General features: G+C 34.8%; 15 protein-coding genes and 5 pseudogenes. 5 read left to right on the forward strand and 15 right to left on the reverse strand.

Going from position 1 to position 15,507, the window contains the following annotated elements; all coding sequences use genetic code 11:
• The 6 genes and pseudogenes from WYK_RS03540 to WYK_RS03570 form a co-directional block, all read right to left on the reverse strand.
• Window positions 1-598, reverse strand: a 598-nt coding sequence (locus tag WYK_RS03540) for a hypothetical protein (RefSeq protein ID WP_040373228.1), incomplete at its 3' end; no start/stop codon positions are given.
• Window positions 599-953: 355 nt separating this feature from the next.
• Complete coding sequence (locus WYK_RS03545; protein ID WP_040373229.1) at window positions 954-1,727, reverse strand: YibE/F family protein; 774 nt, start codon at window positions 1,725-1,727, stop codon at window positions 954-956.
• Window positions 1,724-2,836: a YibE/F family protein gene (locus WYK_RS03550; protein WP_040373242.1), complete on the reverse strand. Its 1,113-nt coding sequence runs from the start codon at window positions 2,834-2,836 to the stop codon at window positions 1,724-1,726. The genes WYK_RS03545 and WYK_RS03550 overlap by 4 nt, the downstream gene beginning before the upstream one ends.
• Window positions 2,837-2,971: 135 nt before the next feature.
• A pseudogene (locus WYK_RS03555) lies at window positions 2,972-3,332 on the reverse strand (elongation factor G); the annotation flags it as partial.
• A 999-nt stretch (window positions 3,333-4,331) separates the two neighbouring features.
• Entirely contained in the window at window positions 4,332-4,565 is a 234-nt protein-coding gene (locus WYK_RS03565) for a hypothetical protein (protein WP_040373232.1), read from the reverse strand.
• Window positions 4,566-4,611: 46 nt separating this feature from the next.
• Complete coding sequence (locus tag WYK_RS03570; RefSeq protein WP_051387295.1) at window positions 4,612-4,959, reverse strand: hypothetical protein; 348 nt, start codon at window positions 4,957-4,959, stop codon at window positions 4,612-4,614.
• A gap of 456 nt (window positions 4,960-5,415) precedes the next feature.
• On the opposite strand from WYK_RS03570, the gene WYK_RS03575 reads away from it, so the two are divergent.
• Window positions 5,416-5,853, forward strand: coding sequence for a hypothetical protein (locus WYK_RS03575; RefSeq protein WP_040373233.1), 438 nt, complete (start codon window positions 5,416-5,418; stop codon window positions 5,851-5,853).
• Window position 5,854: 1 nt separating this feature from the next.
• Here WYK_RS03575 and WYK_RS03580 read toward each other — a convergent pair whose 3' ends face one another.
• The 5 genes and pseudogenes from WYK_RS03580 to trpB form a co-directional block, all read right to left on the reverse strand.
• Window positions 5,855-6,217: a helix-turn-helix domain-containing protein gene (locus tag WYK_RS03580; protein ID WP_235782427.1), complete on the reverse strand. Its 363-nt coding sequence runs from the start codon at window positions 6,215-6,217 to the stop codon at window positions 5,855-5,857.
• Between the two features lie 161 nt (window positions 6,218-6,378).
• Entirely contained in the window at window positions 6,379-6,993 is a 615-nt protein-coding gene (locus WYK_RS03585; protein WP_040373234.1) for a replication-relaxation family protein, read from the reverse strand.
• Window positions 6,994-7,275: 282 nt separating this feature from the next.
• Window positions 7,276-8,818 (reverse strand): annotated as a pseudogene (locus WYK_RS23685) (GTP-binding protein); the annotation flags it as partial.
• 60 nt (window positions 8,819-8,878) lie between these two features.
• Window positions 8,879-9,547, reverse strand: coding sequence for a lysozyme family protein (locus WYK_RS03595; protein WP_235782428.1), 669 nt, complete (start codon window positions 9,545-9,547; stop codon window positions 8,879-8,881).
• Window positions 9,548-9,703: 156 nt separating this feature from the next.
• Entirely contained in the window at window positions 9,704-10,870 is a 1,167-nt protein-coding gene (gene trpB, locus WYK_RS03600; protein ID WP_040373236.1) for a tryptophan synthase subunit beta, read from the reverse strand.
• Window positions 10,871-11,100: 230 nt separating this feature from the next.
• Here trpB and WYK_RS03605 point away from each other — a divergent pair, with 230 nt between their 5' ends.
• On the forward strand, window positions 11,101-11,286 hold the full coding sequence (locus WYK_RS03605; protein ID WP_040373237.1) for a hypothetical protein: 186 nt from the start codon (window positions 11,101-11,103) through the stop codon (window positions 11,284-11,286).
• Window positions 11,287-11,360: 74 nt separating this feature from the next.
• Window positions 11,361-12,106, forward strand: a pseudogene (locus WYK_RS03610) (phosphotransferase family protein).
• A 33-nt stretch (window positions 12,107-12,139) separates the two neighbouring features.
• On the opposite strand, the gene WYK_RS03615 reads toward WYK_RS03610, so the two are convergent.
• Window positions 12,140-12,592: an SRPBCC family protein gene (locus WYK_RS03615; protein WP_040373238.1), complete on the reverse strand. Its 453-nt coding sequence runs from the start codon at window positions 12,590-12,592 to the stop codon at window positions 12,140-12,142.
• Between the two features lie 137 nt (window positions 12,593-12,729).
• Here WYK_RS03615 and WYK_RS03620 point away from each other — a divergent pair, with 137 nt between their 5' ends.
• Both WYK_RS03620 and WYK_RS03625 read left to right on the forward strand, forming a co-directional pair.
• Entirely contained in the window at window positions 12,730-13,155 is a 426-nt protein-coding gene (locus tag WYK_RS03620; RefSeq protein WP_040373239.1) for a VOC family protein, read from the forward strand.
• Between the two features lie 231 nt (window positions 13,156-13,386).
• The gene (locus tag WYK_RS03625) at window positions 13,387-13,770 is read left to right on the forward strand and encodes a VOC family protein (protein WP_040373240.1); all 384 of its coding nucleotides are present in this window, start codon (window positions 13,387-13,389) and stop codon (window positions 13,768-13,770) included.
• Window positions 13,771-13,843: 73 nt separating this feature from the next.
• Here the strand turns inward: WYK_RS03625 and WYK_RS03630 are convergent.
• The 3 genes and pseudogenes from WYK_RS03630 to WYK_RS25425 all read right to left on the reverse strand — a co-directional run.
• Window positions 13,844-14,309: pseudogene (locus WYK_RS03630) on the reverse strand (DUF2691 family protein).
• 28 nt (window positions 14,310-14,337) lie between these two features.
• Window positions 14,338-15,117 (reverse strand): annotated as a pseudogene (locus tag WYK_RS03635) (PhzF family phenazine biosynthesis protein).
• Window positions 15,118-15,239: 122 nt separating this feature from the next.
• On the reverse strand, window positions 15,240-15,507 hold a 268-nt coding region (locus tag WYK_RS25425; RefSeq protein WP_040373241.1), incomplete at its 5' end, for a hypothetical protein.

Consider the following 15,507-nt stretch of genomic DNA (forward strand, 5'->3'; position numbering starts at 1 on the left):
AAAGATATTGATAAAACAATTCGTTTAATTCTTGATCTTCTAGTCTTTCCATTTCATCAAAACCTATAGATACGGCTATTTCTTCAAGCACCCACTCTTTTATTTGAAGTCTAAACCAGCTGTAAAAATCCTCCCAAATCGTTTGTTTCGCCAAAAATGTATTCTTTTTTAACAATTGCTCCATTCGGAAAATCGAGTCTTTAATTAAATTCTCCTCTTTTAAAATAGGATGACTTTTAGATGAAATTTTTTCATATTGTTTTAATAGGTAAAAAACAATACTTTGAGCAATTTGTGAAACGGTCTCATTTCTCGCAGCAAGCCTTAGTTTAACAAACAGCTCTTCATTTTCTTTATATGCCTCATCCCAGATGACAAATGACTTATAATTCAAATCATCTTTAAAAATTGGAAAGCCAGTAATTGATCCTTTCCTCTTTTGCTTTTTGAATATGTTTTTATAATCATGTAATAGACTGTTTTGATCATTAATACAGATAACTAAAAAGTTATTGATTCTACTTGACCAACGGTTCGATAGATATTGAATACTATTATTCGGTTGACCAGTCTCTACAATGTTCTTATCTTTTTGCATACATAACCTCCAGACCACAATCTAATTCGATAGACAAACAACCCTATTTAATTTTAGATAATATCATTGTTGTCGATAAGCTAGAATCTATTTTTAGAAGTTATAATGGAAAAATCTCCTGTCTATCTATTCAAGAAAGAGTTAATGAGTTCCTTCCCCTAGCTAAGACATTTTAATATTAACCTACCTGAACATACGATTTTACCCACGCAAAACACCTTCGATAATGTACGTTTACGATGTACTTTATCGAAGGTGTTTTCTTGTTATTTAACTTATACCATTTCGTTCTTTTATTCTTCTAGATATCATATTTTTGTCTGGATCGTTACTCTTGAACATTTGTCCTTAAAACCTAGTTAATTTTCTCTTTTTCTCTTGTATTCACTAAGAAATAGGCTGTAATCACCGAAGTTATTGGGATGATGAGCGCCACACCTGTTCCTGCACATAAAATTGTAATCATTTCAGCGCTAAAGATTTTCGAGTTTAGAATTTCTCCAAAAGAATAGGATAAATCTTTAAACCAGATCAGCAGTGCCAAATAACCTCCAAAAAAAGCGAAAAACAAGGTATTTGTACTTGTTCCTAAAATATCCTTCCCAATGTTGATCCCAAATGTGAATAACTCTTTCTTATTTATTGTGGGATGGTGAAGAAACATTTCTCTCATCGGGGATGAAATGGCCATGGCTGTATCAATAATGGCTCCAATCGTACTCAGAATTATGACTGAAGCGCCAATTTTAACAAAATCGACTCCAATATAAAGGGAGAAGACGCTAAGCTCTTCTATCTCTTCTTTACCAAAACCTTGTATCATCGTGTTTTCCGTCACAAGAACAATGAAGAGAAGTAAAAGAACAATCGTAATTATAGACGAAAGGAAAGCTGCTTTTGTTGTACTGTTCACTTCATTTATAAAGAACAAATTAATATAACTGATCACTGCACATGCACTCAGTGTGATGATATATGGATCAATACGTGTATTGGTCATAAATAAGATGGTGATTAGGAACACACCAAAATTTAAGAATAAAGCAAAAAAGGAACGGGCTCCTTTTTTTCCGCCAATCATACACATTAATAATAATAAAATAGCTGCTAATACAAATAATATATTCATGATTTGGTCCTCTTTCGATTAACAAAAAATATAGAAATATAAAGACCGATTGGAATCGTTAGGACGATTCCGATCCCTCCAGCCAGGGCTCGAGCTAATTCCAAAGATAGGTTCATAGAAAGAGTAAAACCAAGTGCAGAGGAATTCATTAAATATAAAATAATCATTGGAATAGTCCCGCTTATGTAGGCAAAAAACAAAATATTGGTCATGGTGCCCATTATATCTTTTCCAATTTCCAGCCCTGAGGTCTTAAGTGCTTTTATTGAAATCTCGTTATTCTTTTCATACAGCCAAAAAATCGAAGAAGACATGGTAATCGCAACATCCATTACAGCACCTAAAGATCCTATTAACAACCCTGCTATAAAGACCATTTTATAGGGACGGGAAATAAATTGCATTTCTTCATAACGCAGGCCATTTTCAGAAGTAAGCCACATGACAAGATAGGTAATCAACAACGAAACAAAAGTACCCAATAGTGTTGCGATAATTGCTGCATAGGTTTTTTCATTAAAACCATTAACGAGTAAAAGGGAAAGAACCGTAAATAGGATAATACTGATACTGCATACGAGTACCAAACTTATATTTGATGTTTTTAAATAAATATCCAGTGCATAGGATAATAAAATGGCGTTGACTGCCAAACTTATAACAGATAATAAACCTTGTTTTTTTCCAACGAAAACTAATGTTAAGATAAATACCCATGCGACAATCAGTACGTACTTATCACGTTTTACATCTTTTATCGTACCCGTTAATGTTGACTTTTTCTCACGATCAATAGAAACAAATAATTCATTCCCCACCTGATATTCTTGATCATAAGCTCCAGATGAGGAATATTCATTCGTTAACTGTATATTTTCCCCTCTTTCTTCTCCGTTTTTTATTTGAGCTATTATATTCTGGGTATATAGTTGATCTTTAATTTGGTTAATCTCATTCGATTCGGTTGTTTTTTCCAAGGTTGTTTTAATAACCTTGGCTATTGGGCGTTCATAGAATGAATAATTATTATTTACAAAGATAATTGAGGTAATAAAAAAAAGGGCTATGATGATGTACAAACTAACCTGCCTAGAACCCATTTCTTTCATTTTATGTAGACTATTCAAAATAACCCTCCAAGTATGTAGTAGATAAAAGTTGAACATAGATGTAACTCAAGTATTCCAAAGCTATTAGAAGACTATACAGCCAGTTCCTGCAGCACACAGGACGACCTTTGGTTTTTATAACCCATGCATGTTCTCTTCAGCCTCATCCCACGATACGGAATAGCCTTGTCCTTTCGAACAGAAGATGGATGATGAGCTATAGTCGGGATCAGCATTTTTGTTGTATCCGATTCGGTCAATCACCTCTTTTGGGTTATGACAGCGATCATAGCCGGCAAAGGTCAAGCTTATTGTCCCTTTTCCCTTTGTAAAAGCAGCTAACTGACCGCTGTAATCCATAAATGCAGCGACAGGTACCCTTCCAGTCAAAACTGTTTTGTCCCCCTTCTGTTTCAAGAGGATTAAAGTTTCCATGTGCCTGCTGAATGTCCGAAAGAACCCGACCTATATGATGTAAATCAACCTTGATTTTATAGGTGCCAGAGTAATTTTACAACAAGCAGTGATGTAAAAGGGGAACGAGTAAAAGAGTTAGGAGCAAAAGAAGTCATCAACTATGTGGATACGCCAGATTGGGAACAAGAAGTTTTAAAACTGACGGATGGTAAAGGTGCTCAACATTTTAGAGGTTGTTGGTGGAGATAGCATCAACCGTTCATGGTTTAAACGAACTGTAGCGTCAATTAATCCTTTGTACTTCTGTTTTAAAAAACTGCACTTTATCGTCACCTAAGTCTTACCAGATATGATTTTTAGTTTCTGAAAACACGCTACCCACACAATCATGGTAAAGATTATCTTCATCTATTACTACAAAGAGACTCACCTTCATCATTCACCTTTCCTCATAGTCTTTGTCTACATTGTTTAGTCGAACTGTGCAGTTTTACCGTTCGATGGAACCTATTTTTATTAGGATACTGTTATTTAATATCATTTTTATAAGTTTTAAATGTTAGACCAGCCATGTAATTAAGGCTTGATTTTTTTCCAGTCAGTGGCTCGCAAAAAGTTACTTGATGCCTTTATTGAATGAAATTTTGATTTTAGTGAAACGAATCCTCTAGAAGTTTGAGTGATCGAGTAACCTAAAGTTTCCGAATACCAAATATCTCCTTGTACAGACCGTTTAATCATTTCCCAAGTTTTCAATAGTATCCCTCCTAGGTCCTGTAAAAGATTATATTCAGTTCAGAATCCTTTTGTTACTACACAGTTTGTGTCCACTCTACAATAAGAATAAGGAAAAACTAACCCTTATTGCAAATTAAGACGATACAAATTCTGAAGGTCCTTAAAACGTTTTAAACGGATCATTTTGCCGTTTTTATTTCTATATTAGTTTTAATACTCGAAAAAGATGAAAAGGCCTAAGAAGGCCATTTAAATCGGTTTAACTTTAAAAATTCCTACCTAGAGTATTTAAAACATGCAATAAATATGTACTGGTGGTCGTTTATTGAGATTTAAAATCTTAATTATTGTTTGAAAAAACTTCTAAAGGAAGCTCCAAATATGTCCGATCCATGAGTCTCTTAAAAGTACCTGTGAAATAACGAACCAGATTGGTTTTTACTTTTCCTCGTTTATAGCCTCTAATGGATTGTTTAAAGCCGTTTATAGCTGTATATGTAATGATTTCTTGTTCGACTATGTGTGAAATGGCTTTCGTATCAAGGAAAACACTTTTCCAAGAAACTTCCATCATGGCTGGACAAATTCTTTAGGAACATAAGAAGCCGTAAAAGTAGAATCTAAATCAACATCCTTACGTATATGCCACCTTTAGATTTCTTCGTATATACGATGGATACGATACCTAAATCTTTTGATTTTCTTAGCATCCGTTCAAAAGTGGATCGGCTTACCCCAAACCCATTCAATTTTTCATTGATGGCTTTTACAAGCGTTCCGATCTTGGCGTTGGCTACACCTGCATATTTTGCGGAGAATCGGACCAGGCGTTTGAACGCGACGAGTTCTCCTTTAGTGAAATCTTTTTTATGTTCGGCTAGGAACATTTCAATCGTGTTGTTAAATTCCTTTATGCTACTAAACTTGCTGTAGTCTTTAAAGTTTTCAATTCTTCCTGCTACTAACATGGTATTTCCTCCTTAGAGGACAATAAAAAAGACACTGATCCCGATAAAAATTAAGGGAAACAGCGTCTTTTTTATTGTGTCTAAATAGAAAGAAACAATATTTTTTCCTTGAAACTGAATGTAATATACACTAAAATAAGTGATATAACTTTATTAGTAACAAAGAACTTCGACAAGTGTTTACCCTAGGGCAATTAGGGGAAACGGTTTAAGGGTGTTCCACCACCACTTAAACACGTTGGAGTTCTTTTTTCGTCCATATTTTGTTATGGTTAATTATCCAACAATTGCTACCAAAAACCAAGTGAATTTAAAAGTCTTAGCATTAAAGTAGCCATCCTTTAAAGAATAAGGGCCAAAACTTTGATAGTAGACAAAATATACATATAATAATTCTTAATGAGTTTAAGAATCTTTATAATAAAGTTAGAAAAAGAGCACAAGGGAGAGATAGATGTGGAAAATAAAATTAATTTGATTTCTCTTTTTGATAAACTCATCGAAGATTCACATGGAGAAATGAAGTTTGCCTTTATAAGGAAGGGAAATACGTTTATTTATACAGATGTAACTTCGCCATTACTCGAGGCACTCAACATAACAAGAGATGAGTTTGTAGGGAAAAGTGTCGATAACTGTTCTTTTATAGGTGATGACCTAGCTGTTAAATTAAAAGAAATTTATCCAGCAGCTTGGGGAGGAAAAAGAGTTGTTTTTTACTGTGTTCCAAATCAGAGAACAAATACATTTTTTGTCGTAACTTTAAATCCACAGATAGATAATAATAAGTTTGTTGAAGTAATGGGAAACTGTGTACCATTAGATAAAGAGGAATTTAAAGATACACTTCATATGTTAAAAAAGTTTAAACCCTTTGAAATACGGAATGAATAAATTAGTCCTTATCCTTTTGAAATGTAAAACGTAGTTTTCTGATCACTTCAATCATAAACTCCATCTCCTTTGGAGTGATTTCTTGCCCATCCAGACTTAAGTTGTATTTTTTAGCAAGGTCTTCTAAATTAGTATCAATATCATGCATAAACCTTTGCTCAGCAGAGGTATACTTATTCTCAATCTTTATAAGATATGTAATATCTACCTCATAAACATCAGCAATTTTCTTTAATAACGGCAAAGAAGGAGTATTCATTCCTCTTTCTATTTTAGAAAGATAACTATAGTCATAGTTAATTTTTTGAGCTAGATTTTTTAATGTATCTCCATGTTTTATTCTAAGTTCTTTAATTTTGTTCACTAATCCGTAACACCCTCCTATTAAGTCTCTATGATTTGATTTTATACGACTTAGCAAGATTTTTGTAGTAATCCTTAAAAGTTGGCATTACAAGCAATTTTTTTCACATTTTTTTGGCATATAACTACAATCATTCATATATATATATATTACATAACTTATTATAATTCTTTGTGCGAAAAAAGCCTCTGTAAAAATGATTTTACATTTGAGGTTTGAATAATGTTAATACCATCTATGCTTACATGATATGGTGATTTTGAAACAATCCAAACAGAAGGCAAGTTTTGATCTACGTATTCAGAAGATTGAGAATACCAACCTTTATTCCTGAAATAATTTATATAGCGTTCCAATTTTTCTTCCATTATCCTGGTAGTATACCTAGATCTTTGGATTTCTACAAAGAATGAACGGTTTTTCCATACCATAAAGATATCTGGCTGCATAAAATTAGAGCCGTACCTTTGCTCAACATGGAATAAAGTTGGCTTCTCAGATTCACATAATTCGATATAAAAGTCTACAATGGCTAAATAATGGCTAATTTTTTGTGAGTTTTTCTTTACTGTTGAAGGATTAAGAAAATAAGTATAAGGTTTCCATTGTGTATTTGCTTCTATATAGTCATCCCTTCGGAGTCTTTTTAAAACAGAATTTGCTGCTGTAACAGGGTTTTTGAGATCTCTGAAAAATAGATTTTTAATTTGGTCTCTAGTCATACAACGAAAAATTGTCAAAGCCTCAAGGATTCGTTTATCACGGGTGGTGAGCATCGTAAGTCCCCTTTCCCATTATTGTATAAGCTAAATACAGTTATAGAAATTCCCTATTGTCAAGGATTACTACGTTAAAACATAAGTATAGGTTACTGTGGTAGTAATGATATATGTAACACAGAGTCTGTCCTATAACTAAAAGTCCACTTATAAAGAGAAAGAAAAAAGACCTTTATTAACTAAACATAGAAGATAAAAAAGTCATTTCTTAAAAAGAAAATGACTTTTTTTATGCATTTAAGGTTAGGAATTTCGGTATGATCACGACCAGGAATATTAATACGGTTCCAGCAGAATGTTGTCTGCTTTTTCCAAGCCTTGTCTCAATGCCCTGAAAGAAGCTTCACTAAAATCTCCGCCTGACGTATGCTTATTGTGAGCACGTCCAGTTATAAGCATTACTTTAATATCAGTCAGCGGGGAACCCGTTAAGAGACCATGATGATCTCTTTCTAAGAGATGTTGTCCAATAACATTCTGATGACCAACAGTCAAATCATCATCATGATATCTGTTCTCAAACGTAATCCCGCTGTTTCGTTCACCCGGTTGGAGGTGAAGATGAACTTCTGCATAATGACCTAATGGCTCAAAATGGCCATATCCAAAAACTGTTGTATGGGTACTTTCTTTATACAGTATCTCTGGCTTTTCAAAAGAAACAGTGAGATTAAACCGCTCTTTTACCACTATAACCAATACCTCTAACTGAATAGTTCCCATGACATGCAGATGAATTTCCTGCAAGCTTTCTTCCCAAGTTACAGCCAAAGACGGATCTTCGATATCTAACAGTTTGTTCGAAGGAAACTTTCGACTTCAAGGTAGGCACCATTTCGTATGCAGTTTTTTCGTTTAATGCACCGACCCCGTCTCCCACTGATGTCTCCGATAAAACCAGCCACTGCAAAAAGTTGACCCGCTTCTGCCTGCTTGACCTGTTGAAAATGACTCCCGTTATACACACGTATTTGTGTGACTTTTTCCGCTGTATTCCTTTCACCATACTGGATTTCATCTCGTACTTTTACCGTTCCACTTAACGCTTTGATAAACGTAAACCTTGTTCCATTTTCATCATGCCAAATTTTATAAACACGCCCAGCAAATGGGTCCTGACTTCGATAATCGGTGACCGTTAACAGATCTAATTGTTCTAAAAACTCTTCGATCCCAACACCTTGAAGGGCCGAACCATATGCAAGCAGGATAATATTTTGATCATGAATCATTTCTTGAAAAGTGTTAAGCCATAATTCTTGGTTATAGCCGTGTTCCATATAGTGTTCTAATAAGACGTCACTTCGCTCAGCCACATATTCAACGAGCTCCTCATTCATCTCGCCATTTGTAAATGAATCAGTGATCGTACAGACATCTTTTGTTAAATTCAATTGAATGTCTTAGATGACTTTGTTAACATCGGCACCGACTCGATCAATTTTATTAAGAAAAAAACCGGGACTTGATGTTTACGAAGAAGCTCCCATACCGTTTCTGTATGTCCTTCCATTCCTTCCACGGCACTAATAACGATAATTGCATAATCCATGGCCTGAATGCTTCGCTCCATCTCCGGAGAAAAATCTATATGACCAGGTGTATCAATTAAATAATAGTTCGAATCATGGTACGAAAACATAGCCTGATCCGCGAATACGGTAATTCCACGCTCTCTTTCTATTTGATGGCTATCGAGGAAAGCATCTTGATGATCTACGCGCCCTCGTTGTTTAATACTGTTTGTATAAAATAAAAGCTGTTCAGCAAACGTTGTTTTACCAGCGTCTACATGGGCTAAGATTCCAATTGTTTTATACATTTAGCTGCCATCCTCCAAAAATTCACTCATATTTTCAAAAAGAAAAAACAGCTGAGAATGTTAAAACGCCTCACCTGTTTGCTCTTTATCTCCAAGCGCAGGAACACTATCTGAAAGGGCATCAATATTACTTGCGACCTTAGAACTGTAAGTATAGTCACCGTAGCAATAGGGATAGCGGAAATTTTCCTTGTTGCCTCCACAATCATAAAGCGTTGGATTTTTTTCCACTTGCAGCTTCGAGAATTGCTTTGCTAAGTCTTCGGTATGTTTGCCTCCTGATTTGGCGATAAAATTAATATAACCGATCCCCATATTATAAGACTGAAGGATTGTCGGGAAATCAACGTCCTTTTTCTTTCCATGTTCAATCATTCGTTTAAAATGTTTCACTCCTTGTTCGATACTCTCAGAAGGTTCGTTGATCGTATTAGGGGCGAGTCCTGCTGATTCAGACGATTGCATGGGATCTCCACCCTGTCCGCGGCTTTCTTGCTGCATCAAGGCAATTAATGTGACCGTGTATTCTTCCAAACCATATTTAGCTAATTCATCATTTATTTGTGTACTATACTTTTTCACGTTTGAATAGGGGTCCGGCGACCGCACGGATGTGGAGATTTGTTCAGTAGTTACTGGCGACTGCAAGAACTGCTTAATGAGTAAAAATCCACATACCAAAATGACCAATTTGATTATAGGTTTTAATTTCTTTCGTTTTCGCTTCATCTGTTCCCTCATTATCTCTAATATGTATACACATACTTTATCAAAAAACTAGAGTAATAACTATTAACTTATTACTTTGTAAAGCAACTTAGGTGGCTGGTCCTTCCGAAAAAAGAAATCCATTTTAAAATCAAAATGGATTCCTTTATATCATTTTTACTTACTAGATAACATCTTATAGACTTGTTCAACATCTTTGTCACCGCGCCCTGATAGATTAACGATGATGATGTCTTCTTCTGATAGTTCCTTTGCTAATTTGATAGCATGAGCCACTGCATGTGAACTTTCTAAAGCTGGGATAATCCCCTCAATCTTTGAAAGTAATTGGAAGGCTTCAAGTGCTTCCTGGCCGCTTGCCGTCACATATTCTGCTCGGCCGCTGACCTTTAATTGGCTGTGTTCAGGCCCTACACCTGGATAGTCTAAACCAGCTGCAATGGAATACGTAGGTCTAGGCTCTCCTTTTTCATCGAGCAGCGTCAAACATTTAAACCCATGTAAAACAGCTGGTACTCCCTCCGACATAGTAGCAGCTTCAACGGGTTCCACACCAATTAGGCGGACATCTTCATCTAGGTAATGAGCGAACGCTCCAATGGCGTTGCTTCCTCCACCTGTACAAGCGACTACAGCAGTTGGCAGTTTGCCTTCTTTTTCAATAATTTGTCGTTTAGATTCTTCACTTATAATAGACTGGAAATGTTTAACCATTGTTGGGTATGGATGAGGTCCAACTGCTGAACCTAAAAGATAAAAAGTGTCCTCATGGTTTTGGATTAAGTCACCTAAAGCTTCTTCCACTGCATCTTTTAGTCTTCCCTGACCTTTCGTAACCGGAACCACTTTCGCACCAAGGAGTTCCATTCTAAACACGTTTAATGCTTGTCTCTCACAATCTACAGATCCCATATAAATGGTCACAGGCAGTCCAAACATGGCTCCTGCTGTTGCTGTTGCTACCCCATGCTGTCCTGCTCCTGTTTCAGCAATAATTCGTTTTGCGCCGAGGCGTTTTGCTAATAGAATTTGTCCAATAGCGTTGTTAATCTTATGTGCCCCTGTATGATTTAGATCTTCACGTTTTAAATAGATTTTGGCTCCGCCAATTTGTTTAGTTAGATTTTCTGCAAATGTTAACGGATTTTCCCGGCCAACATACTCTTTTAAATAGAATTGTAACTCCTCATTGAACGCTCGATCATCTTTAAATTTATAAAATTGTTCTTCAAGAACGTCCATTACTTGTTGAAGTGCTTCCGGTACATAACTGCCACCGAATTCACCAAAATACCCATTCTCTTCTCTGCTCATACTCGTCATGTTACCTCGTCTCCTTTTAAAAACTAGTCTATTTCTATGGGCTCAATTAATTGAGTTGGACATAGTATACCATCGATTAAACGACTTCTAAAATGAGAAGTATTATTGTTTAATAGAAGTGCTGCTAGTAAGGGAACTGTCATTGCATTATTTTTCTCTTTTTAGTAACATCATATTAATAGTAGGAAATAATCAGCAATGTACGCAATTCTCAACTCAGGGTGAATACGATGAAACGATTACGACTAAAAGTAGACTATCCCCCGCTTTATAAAAAAGGGATGAATTTCTTTATTATTGCAGAGTCAGAATTCATAGGAATAAAAAGTTATGTCCTTCAAACGGTAGATATGAAAGGGAAATTATTCATTTCTGAAGAAGAATTAATAAAGAAATTTGCAGAGGTTTATAAGTAACCCTCCAAGATGGTTGATATAAAAACAAACGAAATCCTGCTGATGGCAGGGTTTTAGCTTATGGAGAGTGGCAAATGAAGCTAGGAAATCCAATAGCAATGGGAAATACAGCAAAAATCTTTCTATATAAAAACAAGATTATCAAACTATTTAATGACTATTTGCCTGATACCGAATCGGTTTATGAAGCGAATAAGCAAAGCTTTGCTTATTCGTGTGGACTTTCCGTTCCAAACGTATTAGATGTAACGAAGATTAATGGGAAACAAGCAATCATTATGGAATATGTCGAGGGAAAAACCTTAGGAGAATTATTATCTGAAAATAAAGAAAATTAGGATATTACATGGATCTTTTTGTTGATAGTCAACGAAAAATCCATCTGGTGAAGGCGGATTCACTTGAGCCAATGTCTGAGAAGCTACATCGTCAGATTCAATCTGCCCATATTCTAGATCAACGATATAAGTCACACTTACTTAAAAAGCTGGATGAGATGACATTTGAAAAAAGACTCTGTCACGGCGATTTCCACCCGTTTAACCTAATAATATCAGGTAATGATGTCACCATCATCGATTGGGTAGATTCTAGCGCAGGTGATGTACGCGCCGATGTTTATCGGACATACCTTCTGTATTCACAGTTTTCTATGTATTTAGCGGATATGTATTTGCTGCTATATTGTGAGAAAAGCGGTTGCTCAAAGGACGAAATTTTTCAATGGGCCCCGATTATTGCAGGTGCAAGATTATCTGAAGGTGGAACCTCAGAACAAGCAGAACAACTCTTGAGAATCGTAAAAAAAGATGTCATGTAAATTGAGCAGATAAATCGCATTTTTTAAAAAGGATTACTTCTTCTCAGCAATCCTTTTTATTTCATTTGCCCGTACAACAATAAACTGTGTCATATATCGTTCTAGAAATAATTGATTAGCTAATTTCCCAAGTATGCCAAATGGAGATTGATAAGAGAACGTATCTTTCATTACAGTCCCTTTCTCACTTTCTCTAAACTCATGTGTATGTGTAAAGGAATGGAAAGCTCCTTTCACCATTACATCCACAAATTTATGAGGTTTATGCAGCTCGACAATCTGTGCTGTTAATCGTTGTTTAACTCCAAAATGAATAGCTTCCCATGTGACCGTATCTCCTTCTTCCATTAGTCCCTCCTGAACGCCGCTAACTATTTTTTCTTTTGTTTTAGAGGTAGTCTCTGTATGAATCATGACATCCCTGGCGAGGTCAAAGCACTGATTTATAGGTGCATTTATGTGAATTTCATATTGTATAACAGGCATCTTTACTTCCCCTTATCGTGTCTTTATAGAATCAAATTTTTTAAAAAGTTTAATTGGAAATTTTTTGAATAAATAAGATTACTTGATATACTTACTAGTGAACATATAGGGATCTCTAAATACAAAGGAGTGGAACAATGTCTGTTACTGTTTATATTAATTTTAATGGAAACTGTCGTGAAGCAACAGCGTTTTATGCAAAAGTATTCGAGACAGAAAATCCCCATCTCATGACTTATGGTGATCTCCCGCCCAATCCAGATTACCCCCTGCCTGAAGAAGCAAAACAGTTAGTGATGAACACAAGCCTTAACATTAATGGAAGTACTATTATGTTTTCTGACGTTTTACCTGACATGTCTTTTACTAAAGGAAACAACATAAGCATCGTGTTAAATAGTAGTAGCATGGATGAAATTAAATCCATTTTCACTAAATTGAGTGAAAATGGCAAAATTGATATGGAACTGCAAGAAACATTCTGGAGCAAACTTTATGGTACACTCACAGATCAATTTGGAATCAGTTGGCAATTGAACTATGAAAATGGAGAGCAAGCATAAACATCATATTGAAATGATAGGGAACCATTCTGGAGAAAGAGTTTCCTATTTTTTTGTATAATTTTGCGGAGAAATTAGGTTGCCCTATTTCAAGACGTAACAGAGAGCTAGATCATGTAAAGAAGAGAATGAAAACTGGTATTTGAAGTTAAAAAGAAGGAATAGAGAGTTTCTATCTGCTTAATTAAATGGTGTGATTATATTTTTACAGAGGAATGCGAGGGGATAAAAATGAGAATAGAACATATTGCCATGTATGTAAATGACTTAGAAGCTACAAAAGATTTTTTTGTAAAGTTTTTCGATGCTTCAGCAAATACTAAATACCATAATAAAAAAACTGGACTAGAGACTTATTTCTTATCCTTCAAAGATAGTACAAGACTTGAGATAATGACGCGTCCTGATCTGGTTTCTTCCGAAAAACCACTAATGAAAACTGGATACATACATTTAGCATTTAGCGTAGGCAGCAAAGAAAAGGTAGACGCATTGACAAATCAACTAGAACAAGATGGATATGAAATAGTAAGTGGTCCTCGTACAACAGGTGATGGTTATTATGAAAGCTGTATATTGGGACCTGAAGGTAATCAAATTGAAATAATTGAATGAATTTCTTTAAAAATAAGCAATGTTAAACCATAATGTTGTTCTTAAAGACCTTTATGAAAGGTCTTTTTTGTCATTACCACGCAGATAGCCTTGTTCTTGTATCATTTTCATCAGTAATATATTTAATATCTTCAAATCCACAGTCTGTTGCATTCTTGTATAGTAATTCGATTGTTTCCTTATTTCTGCAATAAATTGTGAAATAACAGCTATCGACCACTAATAGAACAAGCTCACATTTGCTTTCAATAAAATTCTCATAGGTCTCAATCTCAAAAAATTCACCTTTTGGATATGCTTGTAAGTCAGCGAAAACAATATAATACTTATTGTTTTCTTATAGTTTTTTGAGTTCTGTACCTTCAATTGTCTTTTTTATCTTCTGAGAATAGCGCTTCATCTAATTCATCATCAACTACTATATATGACTCACCGTTACCAATTCGCCATTTGAAAATAGCTGTATCTATCGGCTTTAGCACTTCTCCAAGTATGGTGCCATATTCATTTGGACTTTCAAAGCTAATTCCTCGATTCATAAAAAACACCCTCTAGATTATAGTTTACCTAAACATTTATATATCCTTCTAAATAAGCTACGGCTTCACCAGACATTTTTACTTTATCGCCTAAATCAGTACAATAAATCTTTCCTCCTCTTTCTGATAATTGCATTGCAACAAATTCTGTCTTATTCAATTTATTCTTCCATCATGGAACTAACGTACAATGAGCAGAACCAGTAACTGGGTCCTCATCTACTCCTGCCTTTGGCGCAAAAATTCTTGAGACGAAATCCACTTCTTTTCCTTTAGCTGTTACTATTACACCAAAACCATCAAGTTTTTTTAGTTCATCCATATTTAGTTCAAGATTCAAAATATCCTGCTCTGTATCAAAAACTGCCATATAATCTCTTGACCTATAAACCTCTTTAGGTACTTTACCTAAACCTTTAATAAGTGCTTCTGGAGAATCGCATTCTTCACCTTCTCTAGAAGGAAAGACTAATGTAAATAGGCCGCCATCCTTAGATACTTCTATGAGTCCACTCTTTGTATTAAACTTTATACTCCTTGTATTTTCATCTAAATATGTACATATTACATAAGCAGAGGCTAATGTTGCATGACCGCATAAGTCAACTTCTCCTTTTGGAGTGAACCATCTCAACTCATATTCATTATCCTTTTTAACAAAAAAGGCAGTTTCTGATAAATTAATTTCTATTGCAATCTTCTGCATTAAATCATCTTTTATCCATTTAGTTAATGGACATACTGCTGCGGAATTTCCTTTAAATTGTTCATTTGTAAACGCATCAATCTGATATATTGGGAGCCTCAAGGATATAATCTCCTTGTTATTTTTTAAAATTAGTGAATTTTATTATAATTAAGAAATAAACACTATCGTTTTTAAAATGATCTTTGTTCAACTAAACGCCCCTTTAGTTCCAAAAACAATAGCTACCTTGAAAAGTAATTATTTAAAACAAATATTAAGATAAAAATTGTGATCATAATCGGCCATCTTACTTTTTTCGATACAGATTTCTGAAAAAATTTAATTTTAGATAAAATCATGTCCGTGCTAATAACTAGAAAGATAATAAATAATATAGCAATCCATTTAGGGATTCTATCAAGATACGGATCAAGAAAGAGTATCACAGTGACCATCACAATCCAGTTTACATAATATTCAAATACATTTTTTACCCACTTAGCTATTATG

The organism is Peribacillus psychrosaccharolyticus ATCC 23296 (genome assembly GCF_000305495.1).
In the GTDB taxonomy this organism is placed as follows: domain Bacteria; phylum Bacillota; class Bacilli; order Bacillales; family DSM-1321; genus Peribacillus; species Peribacillus psychrosaccharolyticus.

Bases quoted from the DNA above. Each gene is read 5' to 3' on its own strand.
- WYK_RS03625 (WP_040373240.1), top strand. From the start codon at position 13,387: ATGAGAATAGAACATATTGCCATGTATGTAAATGACTTAGAAGCTACA.
- trpB (WP_040373236.1), bottom strand. From the start codon at position 10,870: ATGACGAGTATGAGCAGAGAAGAGAATGGGTATTTTGGTGAATTCGGT.
- WYK_RS03585 (WP_040373234.1), bottom strand. From the start codon at position 6,993: ATGCTCACCACCCGTGATAAACGAATCCTTGAGGCTTTGACAATTTTT.
- WYK_RS03620 (WP_040373239.1), top strand. From the start codon at position 12,730: ATGTCTGTTACTGTTTATATTAATTTTAATGGAAACTGTCGTGAAGCA.
- WYK_RS03615 (WP_040373238.1), bottom strand. From the start codon at position 12,592: ATGCCTGTTATACAATATGAAATTCACATAAATGCACCTATAAATCAG.
- WYK_RS03605 (WP_040373237.1), top strand. From the start codon at position 11,101: ATGAAACGATTACGACTAAAAGTAGACTATCCCCCGCTTTATAAAAAA.
- WYK_RS03565 (WP_040373232.1), bottom strand. From the start codon at position 4,565: ATGATGGAAGTTTCTTGGAAAAGTGTTTTCCTTGATACGAAAGCCATT.
- WYK_RS03550 (WP_040373242.1), bottom strand. From the start codon at position 2,836: ATGAAAGAAATGGGTTCTAGGCAGGTTAGTTTGTACATCATCATAGCC.
- WYK_RS03595 (WP_235782428.1), bottom strand. From the start codon at position 9,547: ATGAAGCGAAAACGAAAGAAATTAAAACCTATAATCAAATTGGTCATT.
- WYK_RS03570 (WP_051387295.1), bottom strand. From the start codon at position 4,959: ATGTTAGTAGCAGGAAGAATTGAAAACTTTAAAGACTACAGCAAGTTT.
- WYK_RS03545 (WP_040373229.1), bottom strand. From the start codon at position 1,727: ATGAATATATTATTTGTATTAGCAGCTATTTTATTATTATTAATGTGT.